At 68.8% G+C, this 19695-nt stretch carries 12 protein-coding genes, 1 pseudogene and 1 CRISPR repeat array; of the genes and pseudogenes, 9 read left to right on the top strand and 4 right to left on the bottom strand.

Going from position 1 to position 19695, the window contains the following annotated elements:
* Position 1: 1 nt before the first annotated feature.
* The 5 genes from cas6e to ACZ5CZ_RS34880 all read left to right on the top strand — a co-directional run bounded on the left by cas6e (position 2) and on the right by ACZ5CZ_RS34880 (position 5608).
* Entirely contained in the window at positions 2-787 is a 786-nt protein-coding gene (gene cas6e, locus ACZ5CZ_RS34900) for a type I-E CRISPR-associated protein Cas6/Cse3/CasE (RefSeq protein WP_468948661.1), read from the top strand.
* Positions 780-1763, top strand: coding sequence for a type I-E CRISPR-associated endonuclease Cas1e (gene cas1e, locus ACZ5CZ_RS34895; RefSeq protein ID WP_468948658.1), 984 nt, complete (start codon positions 780-782; stop codon positions 1761-1763). The genes cas6e and cas1e overlap by 8 nt, the downstream gene beginning before the upstream one ends.
* The gene (cas2e, locus tag ACZ5CZ_RS34890; protein WP_468948655.1) at positions 1760-2104 is read left to right on the top strand and encodes a type I-E CRISPR-associated endoribonuclease Cas2e; all 345 of its coding nucleotides are present in this window, start codon (positions 1760-1762) and stop codon (positions 2102-2104) included. The genes cas1e and cas2e overlap by 4 nt, the downstream gene beginning before the upstream one ends.
* Before the next feature lie 21 nt (positions 2105-2125).
* Positions 2126-2825: direct repeats of the CRISPR family, unit length 28 nt; unit sequence GTCGTCCCCGCGCCCGCGGGGGTAGCTC.
* Positions 2826-3505: 680 nt separating this feature from the next.
* Entirely contained in the window at positions 3506-3895 is a 390-nt protein-coding gene (locus ACZ5CZ_RS34885) for a hypothetical protein (protein WP_468948652.1), read from the top strand.
* Between the two features lie 552 nt (positions 3896-4447).
* Positions 4448-5608 carry a serine/threonine-protein kinase gene (locus tag ACZ5CZ_RS34880; protein WP_468948649.1) on the top strand — a complete coding sequence of 387 codons (1161 nt, stop codon included), beginning with the start codon at positions 4448-4450 and terminating at the stop codon, positions 5606-5608.
* 812 nt (positions 5609-6420) lie between these two features.
* On the opposite strand, the gene ACZ5CZ_RS34875 is transcribed toward ACZ5CZ_RS34880, so the two are convergent.
* Together ACZ5CZ_RS34875 and ACZ5CZ_RS34870 are read right to left on the bottom strand one after the other, a co-directional pair.
* Positions 6421-8148: an NAD(P)/FAD-dependent oxidoreductase gene (locus ACZ5CZ_RS34875; protein WP_468948646.1), complete on the bottom strand. Its 1728-nt coding sequence runs from the start codon at positions 8146-8148 to the stop codon at positions 6421-6423.
* Between the two features lie 703 nt (positions 8149-8851).
* The gene (locus tag ACZ5CZ_RS34870; RefSeq protein WP_468948643.1) at positions 8852-9289 is read right to left on the bottom strand and encodes a hypothetical protein; all 438 of its coding nucleotides are present in this window, start codon (positions 9287-9289) and stop codon (positions 8852-8854) included.
* Positions 9290-10084: 795 nt separating this feature from the next.
* On the opposite strand from ACZ5CZ_RS34870, the pseudogene ACZ5CZ_RS34865 reads away from it, so the two are divergent.
* Positions 10085-10711: pseudogene (locus ACZ5CZ_RS34865) on the top strand (DUF4158 domain-containing protein); the annotation flags it as partial.
* Positions 10712-10825: 114 nt separating this feature from the next.
* On the opposite strand, the gene ACZ5CZ_RS34860 reads toward ACZ5CZ_RS34865, so the two are convergent.
* Positions 10826-11029, bottom strand: a complete 204-nt coding sequence (locus ACZ5CZ_RS34860) for a cold-shock protein (protein ID WP_468948641.1) — start codon at positions 11027-11029, stop codon at positions 10826-10828.
* A gap of 314 nt (positions 11030-11343) precedes the next feature.
* Here ACZ5CZ_RS34860 and tap point away from each other — a divergent pair, with 314 nt between their 5' ends.
* Complete coding sequence (tap, locus tag ACZ5CZ_RS34855) at positions 11344-13449, top strand: telomere-associated protein Tap (protein WP_468948638.1); 2106 nt, start codon at positions 11344-11346, stop codon at positions 13447-13449.
* 181 nt (positions 13450-13630) lie between these two features.
* Here tap and ACZ5CZ_RS34850 read toward each other — a convergent pair whose 3' ends face one another.
* Complete coding sequence (locus ACZ5CZ_RS34850) at positions 13631-14881, bottom strand: MFS transporter (protein ID WP_468948635.1); 1251 nt, start codon at positions 14879-14881, stop codon at positions 13631-13633.
* A gap of 1552 nt (positions 14882-16433) precedes the next feature.
* Between ACZ5CZ_RS34850 and ACZ5CZ_RS34845 the strand changes: the two genes are divergently transcribed.
* Together ACZ5CZ_RS34845 and ACZ5CZ_RS34840 are read left to right on the top strand one after the other, a co-directional pair.
* Positions 16434-16811, top strand: a complete 378-nt coding sequence (locus ACZ5CZ_RS34845) for a hypothetical protein (RefSeq protein WP_468948632.1) — start codon at positions 16434-16436, stop codon at positions 16809-16811.
* Positions 16812-16819: 8 nt separating this feature from the next.
* Complete coding sequence (locus tag ACZ5CZ_RS34840) at positions 16820-19636, top strand: NACHT domain-containing protein (RefSeq protein ID WP_468948630.1); 2817 nt, start codon at positions 16820-16822, stop codon at positions 19634-19636.
* Positions 19637-19695 lie beyond the last annotated feature (59 nt).

Genomic DNA, 19695 nt, shown 5'->3' with positions numbered 1-19695 from the left:
CATGCCCTACCTGTCGAAGATCGCCCTCAACCCGCGCCGCCGCGCCGCCGTGGCCCTGCTTTCCAGCCCGCACCGCCTGCACGCCGCCGTCCTGTCCGGACTGGCCGTGCAGCCGGTCACCGAGCGCGTCCTGTGGCGCCTGGACAGCAACACCCCGCACCGGGCCGAACTCCTCGTCCTCACCGACAGCCGTCCCTCCTGGTCCCACCTCGTCGACGACGCAGGCTGGCCCGGAGCTGACGGAGGCGCCCCGCTCATCGCCGACTACACACCCCTGCTGGAACGCATCGCCCGCGGCCGCGAGTTCGGCTTCCGCCTCACCGCCAACCCCGTCCAGAACGTCCCCCGGCCCAGCCGGCCGACCGACCAGCAGGCCGCTCGCCTGAAGGAAGACGCCGACAGCGGCAGCCGGCACCGAGGCTTCCGCGTCGCCCACCGCACCGCCGCCCAGCAACTCCAATGGCTCCTCACGCGATGCGAACGTCACGGCTTCAGCATTCCCGACGCCACCGCCGCACCCCCTGCCCCCGGCCTGCAGACGAACGGCGATGACCTGTCCACCGGGCCCGCGGTGACCATCGTCAACCGCGACATCCTCCGCTTCCGCAAGCGCCCCGACGGCCCCCACGTCACCCTGTCCACGGCCACCTTCGAAGGACGTCTGCGCGTCACCGACCCCGACGCACTGCGCGCCAGCCTCCTCGGCGGCATCGGCCCCGCCAAGAGCTACGGACAAGGCCTGCTCACCCTCGCGCCGCTCCACGCCACCAAGGCGGACCATGGCTGAACCCTGGTGGCGGACCGGACCGCAAGACATCCACCGGCTCGAGGACCGCGTCACCAGCCTCTACGCCGAGCGCTGCCACATCGACCGGGACGACAACGCCATCGTCCTGGTCAACAAGGCACGCACCGTCCACGTTCCGGCTGCCTGGCTCGCTGTCCTCCTCATCGGACCCGGCAGCCGCATCACCCACCCCGCCGTCACCCTGCTCGCCGACTCCGGCACCGCCGTGTGCTGGGTCGGCGAGCAGGGCGTACGCCTCTACGCCACCGGCACCAGCACCGCGCGCGGCTCCCAGCTCCAGCTCCGCCAGGCCTGGCTGGTCACCCGGCCCAAGGAACGCGTCGCCGTCGCCCGCCGCATGTATGACATGCGCTTCCCCGGCGAGGACACCACCGGCCTGACCCTCCAGCAGCTCCGCGGCCGCGAGGGCACCCGCATCCGCCGGCTCTACACCCAGCACGCCGAACGGACCGGGGTACCTTGGACCAAACGCGACTACAAGCCCGGCGACGCCTTCGCCGCCGGCGACGACGTCAACCGGCTCCTGTCCGCCGCCAACTCGGCCCTCTACGGCATCTGCCACGCAGCCGTCACCGGACTGGGCGCCAGCCCTGCTCTCGGCTTCGTCCACACAGGCAACGCCCTCTCCTTCGTTCTGGACATCGCCGACCTCTACAAGGCCGAGTTCACCATCCCCCTCGCCTTCGACCTCGCCGCGCAAGGCCTCACCTCGGAACGTGACGCGCGTACGGCCCTGCGGGACGCCGCCGTGCAAGGCAAACTCCTGCCCCGCATCGTCGCCGACATCAAACAGCTCCTCGTCCCCGACGGCGGCGACCTGCCGGACGAGGATCTCGGCGCCCTCTGGGACGATGGCGACACCGTCGTCAGCGGCGGCCGCAATTGGAGCGCCACACACCACCTCGACGTCATCCCCGAGCCCACCGACCCCACCACCGCGGGAACGGCCCCGTGAGCGCCGGGACGACCGTGGTCGTACTCATCGCGGCCCCACCCGGGCTCCGCGGACACCTCACCCGCTGGTTCGTCGAAGTAGCCGCCGGTGTCTACGTAGGCAGCCCCAACCCCCGGATCCGTGACCGCCTCTGGAACCTCCTCTCCGAACGCATCCACGATGGCCAGGCCGTCATGATCGAACCAGCGGCCACCGAACAGGGCTGGTCCGCCCGCACCGCCGGCCGCGACCGCTGGACCCCCGTCGACTTTGACGGCCTAACCCTCATCGCCCGTCCACGCCAGAACGGACAGCCCTGGCGGCCCTCGAACGAGGTGAATCAAAACGACATGATCACCTGACAACACCGCAGGTCACGAAGTGTCGTCCCCGCGCCCGCGGGGGTAGCTCCTGCACCTTGGTGACGCGGGCGAGGGAGGTGAGGTCGTCCCCGCGCCCGCGGGGGTAGCTCCGAGATCGAGAACGAGGACGACAGCGACATAGTGTCGTCCCCGCGCCCGCGGGGGTAGCTCCGCCACCCGTGAGCACCGACGCTCACGAGGCCGTGTCGTCCCCGCGCCCGCGGGGGTAGCTCGTTCTGGGGGACGTCGCTGGAGGGCACCCGGCAGTCGTCCCCGCGCCCGCGGGGGTAGCTCGGTGCATGAGTCGATGCGGAGCCTGCCGCGCACGTCGTCCCCGCGCCCGCGGGGGTAGCTCCGTGCCGACGCTTGGCGGCTACTACGTCGCGCAGTCGTCCCCGCGCCCGCGGGGGTAGCTCAACCTCCTTGACTTCGAGATCGCGGGCATCTGGGTCGTCCCCGCGCCCGCGGGGGTAGCTCTGCGCTCCCGCTCGGTGGCAGAGGGGAAGACGCGTCGTCCCCGCGCCCGCGGGGGTAGCTCGCGGGTTTCTCCCTCGGGGAGATCGCACAGTTCGTCGTCCCCGCGCCCGCGGGGGTAGCTCATCCCCGCCCGGTTCCGTGACCGCCTCCCCGACGTCGTCCCCGCGCCCGCGGGGGTAGCTCCGCACCGAGGCGGAGGAAGAGTACGAGCGGGCCGTCGTCCCCGCGCCCGCGGGGGTAGCTCCGGATCAGGTCAACGAGTCGGCTGGTGGGATGGGTCGTCCCCGCGCCCGCGGGGGGTAGCTCGGTCACCGTGCTCGCCCGCCAGCTGGCGGACCAGTCGTCCCCGGGCGCGGGGGTAACTCCTCCGTCACCGTCCGACGCGCCACCGTCATCCGGTCGTCCCCGCGCCCGCGGGGGTAGCTCCGACAACGGATCCGTGCCCGGGTCGATGCCGACGTCGTCCCCGCGCCCGCGGGGGTAGCTCTTTACCTCGGGAGGCGTCTCTCGTCCCACGAGCGTCGTCCCCGGCGCCCGTAGGGGTAGCTCCCGGTCGCGGGCCAGTAGCTCGGCCTCAGAGGTAGAGCGGGAGGCGGGCAGGGGAGCATGTAGCCAGTTGTCACTTGTCTGTGAGGGGTCGTCATGGGGTTTGTTCGCCGCGCGGTGCCGCCGGTGTTGTTGTCGTGTCTGCTGCTGGTCGGCTGTTCGCATGTCTCGTCTTCCGGAACGGGGGTCTCGGCGAAGGGCGGAGCGCCGGCTGCTGGAGCGCCAGCGACTGCTGTGTCGGCGGGGGCAGCGAAGATCCCGTTGGGGGCGGGGCCGCAGACGACATACACGGTGCAGCGGCAACCGCCCGCGGGTAGCTGTCGCTACCGCTACGAGAAGGGCGAGCCCCTGGAGGATCCTGCGTGTACGCCTGGTGCGGTGTCGCCGGCGGTATCGCAGGCGAACCTGGCGTCGACGATCTGCCGTAAGGGCGGCTACACGAAGAACATCCGGCCGCCGGAGTCGATCACTCGGCAGGAGAAGCGGGCAAACGCCGTCTCCTACGGCTACTTCGGCCATCTCGGGGACGCCGAGTACGACCACCTGATCAGCCTTCAGCTCGGTGGGGACCCGAACGACGCCCGGAATCTGTGGGTGGAGCCAGCCGACCCGGGCCACCGGTCTGGCTCTGGGGTCAACAACAAGAAGGACCCAGTGGAGACGAAGCTGCACACCGCGGTCTGCTCGGGGAAGGTCACCCTCAAGGCGGCACAGCAGGCCATCATCACCGACTGGACGACCGCACTGAAGCGCCTCGCCCTGACCTGAGGTGTACAGCCGGCTCCTGCTGCTCGTTCGCCGCTCCGCCTCCGTCCTGCTGGGCCGGGCCGGGCCACCGCGAGCGACGCCTGCGATCGTCCGGGGCATGTCCGACTGCGGCCGCCGCCATCAAGGCCACGAGACAGCAACCCAGCAGGAAACCGTGGAAGGAGGAGGCCATGACTGAACAGACGCCAGCCGAGGTGATGGAGGCGCTGCGCTGCGGCGCGCGGCCCTGGAGGAGCAGGAGGCTGTGCGCCGGTACGCGGAGGAGATGGCTCGGCTGGCCGGCGAGGAGAAGTAGAGGCCGCCCCGGAGTCGGTCTGGCCGACCCGCGCCCGGGGGCAGGGATCTCCGGGCACGAGCCTGGTGATGTTGGCGCGGTGCCGAGTTGGGCGCGTTCCCCGAGCCGGATGTCGTTGCGGACGACGCGCCGGCCTCGATCGAGGCGACCCGGGCACAGTCACCCTGTTACTGATGGTTGTCACGGCGTAGCGTGACGGGTACACGCCTGGTACACCGTGCGCCGCTGTCGCGGTGACCGCTGGAAGAGGGGGAGTCGTGCAGGCAGGGACCGTGCTGGACGGCCGCTATCGGCTGATTCAGCCGATCGGTGCGGGCGGCTTCGGTCAGGTCTGGAAGGCGCACGATCCCCGGGTCGACCGGCAGGTGGCGGTCAAGGTCCTCGCTGGCGCCGGCGGCGCGGACCACGACCGGCAGGTGGCCCGGTTCGCTCGTGAGGCTGCGGTCGCCGGCGGTCTGTCCCACCCGAACATCGTCACCGTGCATGACTTCGGATCCGCGATGTACGACGGGCGCCTGCACGCCTATCTGGTGATGCAGCTGCTGCCCGGCAAGTCGCTCAGCACGGTCCTCGAGGCAGGGCGGCTCCCGCTGTCGAAGGCCATGTACACGGCGGCGTGCGTCGCCGACGCCCTGGAGGCCGCGCACGAGGCGGGCCTGACCCACCGGGACATCAAGCCGTCCAACATCATCGTCCGCTCCAGCGGCGAGGCCACGGTCGTCGACTTCGGCATTACCAGGAGCAGCGACGCCCGGCACGACATCACCACCACCGGCGTCCTGATCGGGACCCCCGCCTACATGGCGCCCGAGGCCCTGTCCGGCAAGTTTGACTGCCGCTCCGACATGTACTCCCTGGGCTGCGTGCTCTACGAGATGGTCACCGGCCAGCGGCCGTTCACCGGCACCTCCTGGCGTCTGGTCAACCAGCACCTCAACGAGCAACCGGCACCACTGCGCACCCTGCGCCCGGACGCCCCTGCGGAGTTGGAGCGGCTGGTCAGCCGGCTCCTGGCCAAGGACCCCGCCCAGCGGCCAGCCAGCGCAGACGTGTGGGCCGCTCTCAAGGAGATCAATGACCGGTACTTCGGATCCGCTCCGCCCAGCCGCGGCAAAGACATCGCCCACGACATCGCCGTCACCGCGGCGGAGGCCGCCGACGGCGCGGTCATCCCGCTGCGGATCACCGCCCACGAGCCTTGTCCCGCCTGCGCCACCAGGACAGACGCGAAGGCGGCGCGGGCCTGCACGACCTGCAAGGGGGAGGGTCGGCTCATCCGGGAGCAGCGCATCTACAAGGTCCGCATCCCCGCGGGCATCAGGGACGGCCAGAAGGTACGGCTCCGCGAGCTCGGTGGTCCTGGCAAGCACGGTGGTGCGCCGGGAGACATGTACGTCACCGTGCACGTCATCGACTGATCAGCCGTCCGCTCCGGCGCGAGCTCCAGCGCTCCGGCACCGGGTCCTGCTGGACCGAACCCGGCCACCCCGAGCGACACCTAGCGTCCGGCCGGCGCATGTACGACTCCGGCTGCCGCCATCAAGGCCACCGGCCACCAGACACCAACCCCGCAGGAAAACCATGAAGGAGGAGGCCATGCCTGAACAGACGCCGGCCGAAGGATGGAGGGAGCTAGGAGGGGTGCTCAGAAGGCGCCCGCAAAGAAGTCATCGGCAATGATAGCCAAGAAGGATGCTGCAAAGAAGTCATCGGCAAGGACAACTAAGAAGACTTCCCCTGCGAAGAAGAGGTGCGGGGCGCTGAGGCAGCGCGGGGGTTTACTGGTGGGCTCGCCTATTCAACTGTCGCCGGTTCCCCGCGTGAACGCCCCCTGCTGGTGTCCGTGTGTGGTCGCCGGGTTCCTCCGGACTCGGACGCGAGGCGGGTCGTAGTGACCTGATGGCAGCCGAGGGCATCGGCGACGACGCGGGCTGGCATCTCCGGGACCTGCTGGCGAAGTGCCACGGCCCATTGCGGGCCATGGGGAGGAGGATGGCGTGCCCTACCACTGGTAGATCACCATCATCTCGCTCCACGAGTAGGAGTACTGCCTCACCACGCGATGCAAGGGCGGACGGGGGTATAGGCGTGGCCGCTCGAACTTCGGGCTTTGCTCAGACCGATTCTTCTGAGTGTGCCCGGCGTACTCCCGAACGACCGTCAGCAACAGCAGCCGGCTGGGACGCCCCTCCGGCGGCAGTGCCCAATCCATAGCTCGGTCAGGCAGCCTTTAGGCGTCCCCCCTGTCTGCCACCGTCTTCCTCGCTTCGCGCCATCTGCGCCACAGGCTTGGCTGCGTTTTGTCCAGGACCCGCTCCCAGGTGTGGACCCCGCCTTGCTCAACGTCCAGCCATTCCTCCATCGCCGCCACCGCCGCTACCCCCTGTCCCACGGCCTGCGCGACCCGCCGCCTCGCGTGGACCCGTACGTCCCCCACGGCGAAGATGCCGGGGCGGCTGGTCATGAATGGGAACTCTGGATTACTCACGTAGTTGTCGGTCTCGATGTAATTTTTTTCGTTCATCTTGACGAACGGCGAATCGTCCTTCTTGAGCCACTCTGTATTCGGCGTACCGCCGATCAACACATGCACGCGGTCAGCCATAAGCGGTCCCATAGCGCTCGGCGGTGATACCCGCACTTCAGCTCTCGCTCCTTTGGGGATAATATCGACGATGCTGCATTCCTGGACAGGAATACCTTGTGCGCGGAGCTCCTGGAGCAGATTGCCGGCCATGCGAAACTGCTCGGTCACCAGGCTCACTGAATTGCATCCGGCTTTGTGATAGAGAAGGGCTGCTTGGCCCGCCGTGTCACCGCCGCCGATGATGACGATGTCCATGTTGTGGGCGTCGATCGCATCATGGGGCTCCATGACGTAGCGGACGTCCAGGCCGACGGGATGCAACTCCGTACGTTGTCCGTCGACCTCCGTCTCCAGCCGACGAGGTGTTTGCCCGCAGGCAAGGACAATCATCCCCGCGGACACGTGAGACAGGCCGTTGGCCCCCGTCACGCCGATGCGGTACCGATGACCGTCTTCCTCAATGCCGGTCGCCTTAACGGTCGGACAGAGTTCGACCCCTTTGAGAGCCCGCACCTGCTCCACCGCCAGCTTGGCCAGCTTGGTGCCGGTCACCCCACCAGGGAACCCAAGGTAGTTCTCGATGCGGTTGATGGACAGCGCCGCGTTCCCACCCGGCCGCTCGCATTCGATCACGAGCGTGCTCAGGCTCGCCATTCCCGCGCTCACCGCGGCAGCCAGACCACCAGGACCTGCGCCCACAATGACGAGATCGTACCGCCGGTCGGGGCGGGGCGGATCCTTTTCCCTTAGAACCAGGCGCCGAGTGAGCTCCCCGAGCGTCGCAGGAAACGACTTGTAGTCTCCTCTTAGCTTTGCGGTGAGACGGGGAGCGCCGTCGGAACCAGGGATGTCGGTCCACCTGTAGGAGATTCCCTCCTGGAGGAGAAATTTGTGCACATGCGCTGACGGGTGGCCTCCTTCCTTCTTGAGGGAAACCTCATAATCCTCCGGGCTCCAGTCGCGGAACAAGTCCTCCACGTACCGCTGAAACTTCCACTCCTCGCGCTCATCAACGAAGATGCTTTCCCGTGGACTCGCAGGAAGGGGGCTCTTGAATTTTCCGGTGGGCAGTTCCACGTGCGCACTATCATATTCGAGCACGTTCTTCACGAAACCTTTAATAAACTCCTGATGGGATGCGTTCCAGGAGGTAGAATCGGCGAGAATGGCTACGACACGAAGCCGCTGCTTCGTGTTTTTCTTCTTGATCCCCGCCTTCAGCGCTGTTTTAAGCTCGTTGTAGTTGGGCACGCCGAGGACCAAGATGCTGCCATCGAACAAGTCCCTGATCAGCTCCGTAAGCCGCAGCCGTAGATCAGCATCTGGGTGCATCACGAACATCACCGGCGGCGCGGGACGCTCCCCGATCATTCATGCCTCCAGCTAAGCTCTCCCGCAGCCATGCTGAGCCCAACAGCGCACGTCACCCGCAGGCCAGCACGGTTCTTTCTCATCATGACCCCATGCATCCCACCACTACGGCGTACACACCACATGGCGTACGGTCCAGGTTGGTCAAGCAGTGAGGGACCCCCGAACCGAGACGGGCCGGCCACCGGCGCTCCTGGTCGGCTCGCGTATTCAGCTGTCGTGAGTTCTCCGTGAGGTCTAGCCGGGTGATGACTTTGGGTGGTCTCCGGTGGCGTATCGGCTCCAGGTGCCTCCGGTCAGGACGGCCAGTTTGGCGGCGGTGACCTGGTGATAGCCGAGAGCGTCGGCGGCGACGTGGGCAGGCATCTCCCGTACATGTTCGCGAATCGCGGAGGGCCGGCCAGCGGTGGTCGGAACACCGAGTTCGTTGACTAGGACCGCGAGGGTTTCGGGGTGCATCGGTTGTCCGGCCCGGCGGCCGGGGAAGAGCCAGCGGGAGTCGCGGTTCGTAGCGGTGTTCATGTTCGGCCTCGGAACCGGTTTACTGGTGAGCTCGCATATTCAACTGTCGCGAGTTCTCGGACGAGGCAGGCGTGACGGTCACCGTACGTGGTGGTGGGGCTGACGGCGGCGAGCGCCAGCAGAGCTGTCGGGTCGAACGGCACAATCGAGGTTATCTCTGGCCCAGGACAAGGTGGAGAACTTATGAAGCTGGCGCGGATGCGAGCGCAGACATCAGAATGATCGCCGTCATTGTCGCCGCCCCTAGGACCAGCAGCCCCCACGTCGTCGCCCGATGTCGATGTTGGGCGGCTTCCAAGAATTGCTGGACTACGTCATCGAAGTCATCCGGGCCAACAAGAAGCTGCTGGCCACGAACCGCGTACGAGAACATAAGGCTTGCGACGAGATACCCTCCGCACGCGATGCTAAGCAAGACTAGCCAGACAGCGGAGAACCTTGCCAACCCGACCAACTTGGCCAGGGTGATCACCGCCCCGACAGCAGTCAGTGCGACAGTCGCCATCAGTTTGGCGAAGGACACGACGACATCGTTGGAGTTCTTAATGACCTCCCAAGCGAAGGCCCTCTTCTCCTTGTCGTCGCCGCTCATCTCGGCGGCCTCGACCACGTCAGCCATCTTTAATGGTGCTCCACCTGGACAACCGAAAAGGGCCGCGCCCAGCCGCTGTGTGGTGCTGTGAACTTGAACGTGCCCTGGGCCTTGCACACTGAGCACTCGAAACGCAAACGTCCGGACGGAGTTGGGGTCTCCCTTCCGTCCAACGTCATAAGCACAATCGGCGGTGGACCGCACCTTCCACGGACCGTCACGGTATGGAGGTTGCCGCGAAAATTAACCTTCACGGAGAACGTCTGCTCTTCAGCCATCAGGTGATGCCCTCGCTGCTCGAATCGAGCGATCGCGCGTCTGCCGGGGAACCTACACGGCCACCGCTGACCTGCCGGTGCTTCACACGGGGCGCCGGCCAGGCGCCCACCTTGTGGCTCAGCCCACACTGAGCCGATCGTGGTCGCGCCATTCAACCGACAGTCTTGCTTTCGCAGCAACGCCGTGCATTCGTCTCGCGTCTGGACGTCGGCTACTGGGAGCCCCGAGCATCCCCATCTGCTTGGGTGAGGGCCGGTGCTCGCGGGGCCGGCGGCCGGCTACGGCTGCTTCTTGGCCTCTGAGGAGGATCGGAACGGTCAGTAGCGACAACGGGCCGATCTTGGTTCCGGTTCGGTGACTCTGCCCATCCGCGCTGGTCAGCGGCCCTACGTTCCAGGGCATGCCAGTTGATTTCCTGTCTGACGATCAGGTCTGCCGCTACGGCCCGTTCGCGGCCGAGCCCACCCCGGGCGAGCTGGAGCAGTTCTTCCGCCTTGACGCTTCGGGGTTGGAGGCGGCCCGCTCCAAGCGGCGCCGACGAACCGGCTCGGGTTCGCCGTGTTGTTGGGCTCGGTGCGGATGCTCGGGGTGTTCCCGACCGAGGACCTGGCGGTGGTGCCAGGCGTGGTGGTGCGGTTCGCGGCCGAGCAGGTCGGTGTCGAGGCGTCCGAGTGGGCCGTGTACGGCGGGCGGAGGCAGAGCCGCTACGAGCACGCCTGAGAGATCCGAGACGCCTTCGGCTACCGCGAGTTCGGCGAAGCCGAGCCGGAGGTGCGGGGGTTCCTGGCGGCGCGGGTGTGGGCGTCGGCGGAGGGGCCTCGGGCGTTGTTCGACCTGGCGGTGGTGTGGTTGGTGGACACCCGGGTGCTGCTGCCGGGGATCACGACGCTGACCCGGCTGGTGGCCCGGACGCGGGCGAAGGAGATGGCCGAGCTGTACCGGACGCTGGACGCGGGGGTGCCGGGCGAGCTGCGGCAGGCGATGCGCGAGCTGTTAAAGGTGCCGGACGGGAAGCGGGTCTCGGAGCTTGAGAGGCTGTGGAATCGGCCGGTGCGGGTGTCGGGGGCGGCGATGCGCGAAGCGTTGGACCGGGCGCGTGAGGTGCGCGCGCTTGGCGCGGGCCAACGTGGGCATGCCAGGGGCCCGGTGAACGCTCCGACGGCTGCATGACCAGGCAGCGCGCCGCCGGGCCGGGCCGAGCTGCCACCTTTATAGGGACCGACTGCATGAGCAAGGCGGCTGCGGACCAGGCAGCCGCCTCGCTCTACGCTCTCTCCGGCCCGCTCAGCCGCGGACGATGTTCTGCGCCTGCGGGCCCTTCTGGCCCTGGCCGATGTCAAAGGTGACGTGCTCACCCTCGGTCAGCTCGCGATACCCGCTGCCCTTGATCTCGGAGTAGTGTGCGAAGACGTCCGGTCCCCCGCCGTCCTGCTGGATGAAGCCGAAGCCCTTCTCGGCGTTGAACCACTTCACGGTGCCGCTGGCCATACCTGTTGATCCTTCATTCACGCCCCGGAACAGCCGTTCACCCGGGCAAGCTCCGGCTCGCGCAACCGCACGAACCAACAGCCGTTCTACCCCGCAACGGCACACTCACACGGCCGACCACGCTGCCAGGGAGCCCAAGGGGCCACCCCTGCGCCGCGGTGTGTGAGGGCGTCACGCGTGGAGCCTGTCAGCTGTGGGCCCGGGGCCCGCGCCAGTCGTCCGCCGGGCCGCACAATCACTCCGATAGGGTTAAAGGAAGGGTTAAAGAACTGGGTAAATGCTGCTAGGGTGCAGGGGCGAGAGGAGATCCACGCATGGCATCCGAGGAAGAGCTGTTCGCGAACATCGACGCACTGCTGGCGGAGGAGCCGCAACTCCCGCTCCCGGCGGAGCGCGCCCGGCTTCGCGAGGCCGCCGGCATCACCCAGGCCCGCCTCGCGGCCGCGCTGAAGACCACGACGCAGACGGTCAAGAACTGGGAGAACGGGCGCTCCGAGCCGAAGTCGCCGCGTCTGGAGGCGTACCAGCGGCTGCTGAAGGGGTGGGCGGCGAAGTACCCCGCCCACGGGACCCCCGCCGCGCCTGTCGCCCCCGTGGTTCCGGCCGCCGCTCCGCAGCCGGTGACGCCGGAGACGTTCACGGGCCCGGCTGCGCCCGAGGCGAAGGCCGCCGTGCCGGTGGAGGCTCCCGCCGTCCCGGCCGCTCCGGAGCGGCCCGCCCGTCCGGTGACGTCGCGGCGCCCGGCAGCGAAGAAGGCGACGAAGCCTGTCGTCGACCCGCGGTTCCCGCACGGTCCGCTCGCAGTGCTGGACGGGGATGGCTCCGCGTACGGCGTCGACGGGATCGTGCTGGACTGCCCGGCGACCACGGTCGTGGAGCTGGTGGAGTGGACGCTGCGCGAGTCCGGCCTCGGTGCGCCGAAGCTCAACCGCTACGGCAAGGACTCCGACCCGCTGATTATCCTCACCGCTGCGGCCGCCGTGAAGCTCGGGCTGCCCGAGCGCCTGGAGGGCCATGAGCAGCGCCGCTCTCTGCGCCTGCCGGAGGACCACCCGGTCGTCAAGCAGGTGGCGAAGGCGAAGTGGCAGCTCACGCAGCGCGGTTTCGGGCCGTGGGCGCGGATCTACCGCAAGGCGCAGGGACGCGAGCGGCAGTGTGTGCAGCTGGCGATTCTGTCGTGGGACGCCCTCGATGAGCGGTCCTGGCCCGGCGTGGCGGAGATGGAGCCGGCCGACATCGCCCGCGTGCTCGGGGTGTATGCCCAGCGGGTCATCACCCCGCGCGGGTCGACGGCCGTCTCGGGCCTGGTGCTGATGACGGCGCTGCGCCCGTCGACGAAGCCGGAGCGCGATGAGGAGACCGGCAACTGGATTTCGGCCTACAACCCTGGCTCGCTGGGGACGGAGCCGATGGACCCGGCGCCGCCGGAGGCCACCCCGGAGCACCCGGTCGTCGTTCAGTCCGGCTGGACGGGCGGGTTCCTCAATGAGGAGGCGTACCAGTGGGTGCGGTCGGTGGACTCGCTCAGCGATGAGGAGTGCATGATGCCCTTCGCGATCGGCCTCGACTTGAACACCGCCTTCCTCGCCGCCGCGGCCCGCCTGGTCGTCGGCCTCAGCGCTCCGGACCACTTCCACGCCCCCACGTTCAACCCGAAGATCCCCGGTTCCTGGCTGGTCGACCTGTCCCACATCGAGCTGGACCCCCGCCTGCCCTCGCCGTTCACGCCGGACGGCTCTCGGCCGACGGGCCCGGCCTGGTACCAGACGCACACCGTCGCCTACGCCCAGCAGCTCGGCTACGACGTCCACCCGATCGAGGCGTACCTGCGCCGCGAGACCGGCGCGTACCTGGACCCGTGGCACGACCGGCTCAAGAACGCCTACGTCGACACTCTCGCCGACCTCGGCGTCACCAAGGACCTGGACGACCGCGCCTTCCTTGCCGCGATGGAGCAGCACAAGCAGGTCGACCCGGCCCTGGCCGCCGTCCTCGCGGCCATCAAGGCCACGGTGAAGGGCGGCGTCGGCAAGCTCCGCGAGCGCCCGCAGGGCCGCCACTACAAGGCGGGGGAGCGGTGGCCGGCGCTGGAGCGGCCGACCTGGCGCCCCGACATCCGGGCCGCCGTCATCAGCAAGGCCCGGGTCAACATGCACCGCAAGCTCAACAACATGGCGAAGATGACCGGGCTGTTCCCGCTCGCGGTGCTGTCCGACTGCGTCGTCTACCCCTCGCCGGGTGCGAGCCCGCTGGACTTCCTCCCTTACGCGGCGTCCGGCAAGCCGCAGCCGGGCGGCTTCCGCCTCGGGCCGACGCCGGGCCTGGCGAAGCTGGAGGGCGTCCAGCCGATGCTGTGGGCGGTGGAGCTGATGGAGCAGGGCCTCAACCCGGCCCGCCACATCAAGGGCGGTGACGTGTAGGGTCTCAGATTTCGCGGCACAGTCTCAGTCTTGATGGCACATCGGTGGCACTTATGCCGTCTTCGTGAGACTTGCTGGTCGGGGCGCTCACCCTTTCGAGTGGCGGATGCTCCAGCCCATTCCGTCCAACGGCATGGGCTGACACCTTTGGGTATACGGGCCAGCGCCACAGCTCCACCCGTCACCTTGCGCCGTGCCGTCGAACGGACGGGAGCGCCAGTACCACGCCGACCGCGGTCAGCTGCCACAACACACCGAGCCCGAGGAGCCGGTCCGTCCCCACGATGTTCGACACGGGCCCGGCCAGCGCCAGCCCGAGCGGCCCCAGGGCGAAGGCTCCCAGGCTGTCGAACGCACTGACTCGTCCGCGGACCTCGGCGGGGATCTCGCGCTGGATGACGGTCGTCACGAGGGTGTTACACACGGCTGCACCAGCCCCTGCGAGGAGTGCGGCCGCGGCCACCCAGCCCAGCGGCAACCGCGCCGCCAACGCTGCTGCCGGGAGTGCCCAGCCTGCGGATGCGGCCACGGACCAGACGAGTGCCCGGCTGGGGTTCCTGCCGAGCAGTGCCAGGCCGCTGCCGATTGAGCCGATGCCGTACAGGGCCAGCACCAGTCCCCAGGAACTGGCACCACCGAGCCGCTGCTGGGCAAGAGTTGGTCCCAGCACCAGGAACGGTGCCCAGAGGACGAAGTTGAAGAGGCTGATGTGGAGGGTCGTGACCCACAGCCATGTGCGGGAGGTGAACTCCTTCCAGCCGCGTCCCAGGTCGGTGAACAACCCATGGCGGGGCGTGGCCAAATGCGACAGGGGCAGCCCAGCCAGGGCCAGGGCGCTCACGCCGTAGCTGACCGCGTCGACAGCGACCACGGTGCCGGCATCAGAAACAGCGATGAGCAGACCGGCCAGACCTGGACCTGCGACCGAGGTCACAGCCTGGGTGATCTGCAGCAGCGTGTTGGCGTCCACAAGGTCATCTGCAGGAACGAGGCCGGGCACCAGAGCCGTCAGGCCCGGGCTGAACGCTCCCTCACCGATTCCGAGGACCACCGCCAGCACGATCACTTCCCATACTCTCGCGCTATGAGTGAGTAGCAGTACGGCCAGCGCGCCCTGAGCGGTGAACCGGAGCAGATCCGCTGTCAGCATGACCGCACGGGCTCCGAGCCGATCGGTGAACACGCCGCCGAGCAGCAGTACGACCAGCACCGCGAGGATCCGAGCCGCCATCACCAGGCCGACGGCGTTGACCCCGCCGCCGGGCATCTGCAGCACGGCGAAGGTCGTTCCGATCGTGTTCATCCCGGTGCCGAGTAACGACGTGCTCTGGCCGATGAGGAAGCGGCGGAACCGTGAGTACCGCAGCGTGCGAAGGCGGTGAGGGGCTGTCCGGGGCTTGGATGCAGCGGGCGGGCGAGTGCGAAGCGTCATGGCTCCGCACTTTTCCTCCGTCAACCTATTCCCTGCAAGCGTTTCCGAGAAAGGAATCTGAGTCTTTCACAGGCAATTCCCCATCCGGGATAATTGGCGCAGTAAATGGCTCGTATTTACTGCAACATGCCTGGTGGTAGGCTCAGCGGCAGAAGGATGGGGCAGGCTCCATGGAACTCATTTACTGCGGATGGCCAGCATGAGTCAGCACCAAACCGACGGAGTGGGAACACCTCGCCCGGCGCCGGTTGAGTACAGCGCCGCCGTCGACCGCTATCTCGCCGCGGTCGATCTCGGCAGCGCCTCCCGCCGCGTCTACCGCATCTCGCTGCTCGGGTGGTCCTGGCCGTTGGTCGACCGCCGGGCTCCGACCGGTCGCGAGCGCCGGGGGGCCCACCCGCCCGTCGTTCCTCTTGCACTGCTCGACGACCCGAAGGCCCCGGAGCGGCTGCAACGGGCACTGGCCGACCGCGCCGCCGCTGCGGAACCACGCACACTGGCCCGCGAACTGGCCTGCCTCCGAGCCGCTACCGCATGGTGGCTGGCAGAAGGCTGGATCACCGCAGACCCGGCCGCCGGACTGGCACCGCCGGCGTTGTGCCCTGGACCGGCACCGAACCCTTCTGGTGCATGCGCGGCTACGAGGGCGACTGTCGCCCACCCGGATCGGGCCCGCGCTGCCCTCGCCTTGCGGGCTCCGCTCAGGGAGTTGACTCTGTGGCACTTCCTCCACGAGTCGAGAGCCCCCGTCGAACAGGTGCTCGCCCTCAACATCGACCACCTCGACCTACCCAGCCGACGCACCAGGGCGCCCGCAGCAGTAGCCCTGAGCTGGGGATGGGGCACGGCACGACTGCTGCCCATGCTGCTGGCCGGACGCACGGCGGGGCCGGTGTTCGTCACCGATCGAAGGGCCCCCGTCTCCACGCCGGCAGCTGACCGCTGCCCGGTGACCGGCCGAGGACGGCTTTCCTACCGCCGGGCCGCGGAGCTCTTCACCGCCGCGACCAGACCACTCGATCCAGCTGGCCGAGGCTGGACCCTGCTTGCCCTGCGCGACCGGGCACCCCGGAACAGGACGATCCCCAGATGACGCGCCGGGGCAGGTTGAGTCTCCGTGCTCGCCGGCCGGGCCGTCTGAGGGACCTACGCGGGCACCAGTAGGAAATGACACGGATCTGAGACCGGCAGCGCCTGACACGACGTGAGGCAGCGAGAGAAGGCCCAGGTCACGGCGTCGTCGTGTGACATCGAAATTGAGAACCTACACGACGTGTAGGTTCTCAAAAACCGAGCCATATTCTCAGTGCCAGCAGCATACGGGCACCACTTATGACGTCCTGCTGAGATCCGCCGGGTATCCGGGCCGTCCGCGCAGGTGGTGACAACCCCGGCGTGGAGGCCGGACGCGCAGGCGAGGGCCCGCTCAGAGGCGGGAACGATTTCATACACATGACAGAGTCCGAACCTGCCGCTATGCAGCGGGGCCAGCTCTACACTCGACACCCGACCCACAGCCCGAGGCGAGCGAGAAGAGGCACCCATGGAACCAATGGCGCCGGAACTGCTGACGGCCCTGGCATCCGGTACGGCGGGCGCCGCCGGCCAGCAACTCTGGGCGTCCCTGCGCGCCCTGGTCCACCGCCCCTCCCCGGTGGAACCGACCGGGGCCCCCGAACTGGAAGCGCTCACCACGGCTGCGGATGCCGAACGCAGCGCACGGGCAGCCGACTTGATCCGGGCCCTGGCTGAACGGGCAGGCCAGGATCCCGCGTTTGCCGACGCCGTGCGGACCTGGCAGCGGACGCCAGCCCTCGCCACCGTACGCACGACGGGTTCCGGCGAAGTCCACAACACGGTCTCCGGCGGCCGCCAGCAGACAGTCATCCAGGGACGCGACTTCAACGGTGACATCCCCATCGGCGGATAGGCCGGGAGTTGTCGGAGCGGAGCAGGCCACCGGGGGACACGCACAACACCGCGAGCGGCGGACAGCAGGGCCTGCTCATCCAGGCCCGCGACATCATGAACCTGTACGTCCAGCCGCATGTGGCGGTGGGCGTGCGCGGCTTGATCGCGGGCTTCGGCCTGTACCTCCTCGCCGTACGCCCCGAGCTGCCGCTCCCGCAGGGCTACGACCCCGGCCCTGGACGGCTCGGATGGCTCCTCCTGGCCCTGGCCCTCGCGTCCTCCGTCGCCGCGCGGGCCCTGACCGCCCGGCGGCGCCGGCACGACGGAGCATGGACGGCCCCCGAGCACGTCGAGCGGGTCGTCGACGGCCTCGCCGAGGCGCTGCGTCGGCAGTACACCCGGGACGAACGGCTGCTGCACATCGCCGAGCCGCACATCATCGAGGTGCCGTGGACGCCCCAGCCGGAGCGGCCGGGCACCCTCGTCTCCGCGTACTTCGAGAGCCTCCCCGACCGGCGGCTCGTCGTGATCGGCGGCGCGGGCGCGGGCAAGACGGTGCTGGCCCTGCGCCTCGCCACCGAACTCCTCGCCGGCCGTGACCACAGCCCCGAGCGCCCGGTGCCGCTCGTGGTGCCGCTGGCCGCGTGGGACCTGGACAAGGGGCTGGCCAGCTGGCTGGCCCAGCGCCTGGCCGCCGACTTCCCGCGGGTCTGCGCGCCGGTCCCCGGGGCCCGCCCCTACGACGTGGCGCTGCACCTCCTGCGCGCTACCGACCGGGTCCTGCTGATCTTGGACGGGTTCGACGAACTCCCGCCCGCTCGCCGCAAGGAGGCCCTGCGCCAGCTCGTCGAGACCCTGCGGGGACGCCCCTTCGTCCTCACCACCCGCGCCGACGAGTACCTCGAATACGCCCCGGACCAGAGCGTGTTCGTTCGCACCGAGATCACCCTCCAGAGCCTCACCGACGGCGCCGTGAGCGGCTACCTCAACCCCTCGGGATCGGACGAATCCCCCTGGGCCCCGGTCCTGGCGAAGCTGCGCGACACCGACGACGTCAGCGCCGAGACGGAACGGCTGCGCGAGGCGCTCCGCGTCCCCCTCATGGCGGGCCTCGCCCGGGTCACCTACGGCTGGGGTGGCAACGACCCCGGCGAACTGCTGTCCCCGGCGTACAGCGAACAGGGCGCTCTGGAAGAGCACTTGTATGACGCCTTCCTCGACACCGCGTACAGCGCCTCCCACGACGTGCGCGCCGAGCACGGCGGGTGGCGGCCCGAGGAGGCGCGCCGCTGGTTGGGGTTCCTCGCCGTCCGCCTGAAGGCCGCCCACGAACCGGACCTCGCCTGGTGGCGGCTCCAGGATGAGATGCCGTGGCCGGTGCGGCTCCTGTACCTAGCCCCCGCGTACCTGCTGTCGGTCTTCCTGCTCATCCGGGCCGACATCGCCACCGGGCAGTGGGGCATCGGGATGCCTGTGTGGGTCGCCTACGCCTTCGTCTGCTCCCTCATGCTCTACGCATTCGCTGCCGACCCCGACAACGACCGCGGCTACCCATCCCCCTGGCTGCTCGGTCGGCCCGACGGAGCACGGGCACGGAAGGCGCTGCGGGGCTGGAAGGGGCGACTGGTGACCCTGGGCCTGGCCCTCACCACAGCGGGCACGATCACCTCGGCCTTACACCACCAGTGGATGATCGCGGGTTGCTGCACCATCGCCGTTGCCGCCCTGCTGCAGCTCGTGCTTCCCTTCGTGTGGCGGTTCGCCGGCCAGGCCCCGGAACAGACCCCGCGCGAGACGATCCGCGCCGACCGGCAGGTGGTCCTCACACTGGGCTGGCTGGCACCGCTCCGCCTCAGATCGACCAGACTGAGCCTGAGCTTCCGGTACCCCCTGCTCGTGGTCCCGGTCCTGTTCACCTGGTGGCAGTTGGCGGGCCGCACCCTGCACACCGTCACCCCGCTGGACTGGGCTGTTGCCGTGGCCTCCTGGTGGCTGTACGGCGTCGGGCAGTCCGCCTGGGGCCAGTACGGGGTGGCTCGCTTCTGGTACGCGGCCACCGGCCGGCTCCCGTGGCGCGTCACCGCGTTCCTGGAGGACGCGCACGACCGCGGGGTGCTGCGACAGTCCGGGGCCGTCTACCGCTTCCGTCACATCGAACTGCGCGAACGCCTCGCGAAGGCCTACGACGACGAACCCCCACGCCACGCCCCGCGCGCACCACTCGCCTTCCTCGCCCTAGTTTTCAGCACAGCCCTCATGACCCGCGTCTTTTTGAGCGCGGCGAGCGTCCATCCGCCACCCGACCCGGTCCTCCACGTCCCCGCGGCATGTTCGGTACTGGACGACCACGAGCTGCGGCGGCTGACGAGCACCGACACGAAGCCAACTCTCACGAGGTCGAGCGCGCGCTCCCTGCCGGGATGGTGGACCCCGTTCCCGGGCCTCAACGTGTGCGCCGTTGCCTCCGATCCCTCCCCCACCGCCCCCGCCCTCCGCATTGGAGTCGCCGCGGTGGGTTGGAAGTCGATCGGTACCCTCAACGGGGCGCTGTACGCGGGCGACCAGTTCCGAATCCTCGGCCAGAAGGCGTCCCCCGAAGCGACCGAACACCGCCTGCCCGACCTGGGCGACGAGGCCGCCGTCTTCATCAAGAAGGACGCCCGCGGCCTCTGGTCCAAGGGGCCCGAGCCCTGGCAGGCGATGGTGCAGGTCCGCGTCGGCAACGCCCTGTTCGTCACCACGTACGCCGAACAGTCCGCGACCCGCGCCCACACGACGAAGGAGGCGGAAACCCTGATGCGCGACCTGCTCCGCCGATCGGACCTGCCCCGACGCACCCCCTGACCGAAACCTGCCGGCACAACAAAAAAACTCCAGGCCGGGAAGGATCCGACCTGGAGTTC

It is taken from the genome of Streptomyces sp. NPDC031418, assembly GCF_055581605.1.
This window is presented reverse-complemented; position numbering and strand designations above follow the sequence as displayed.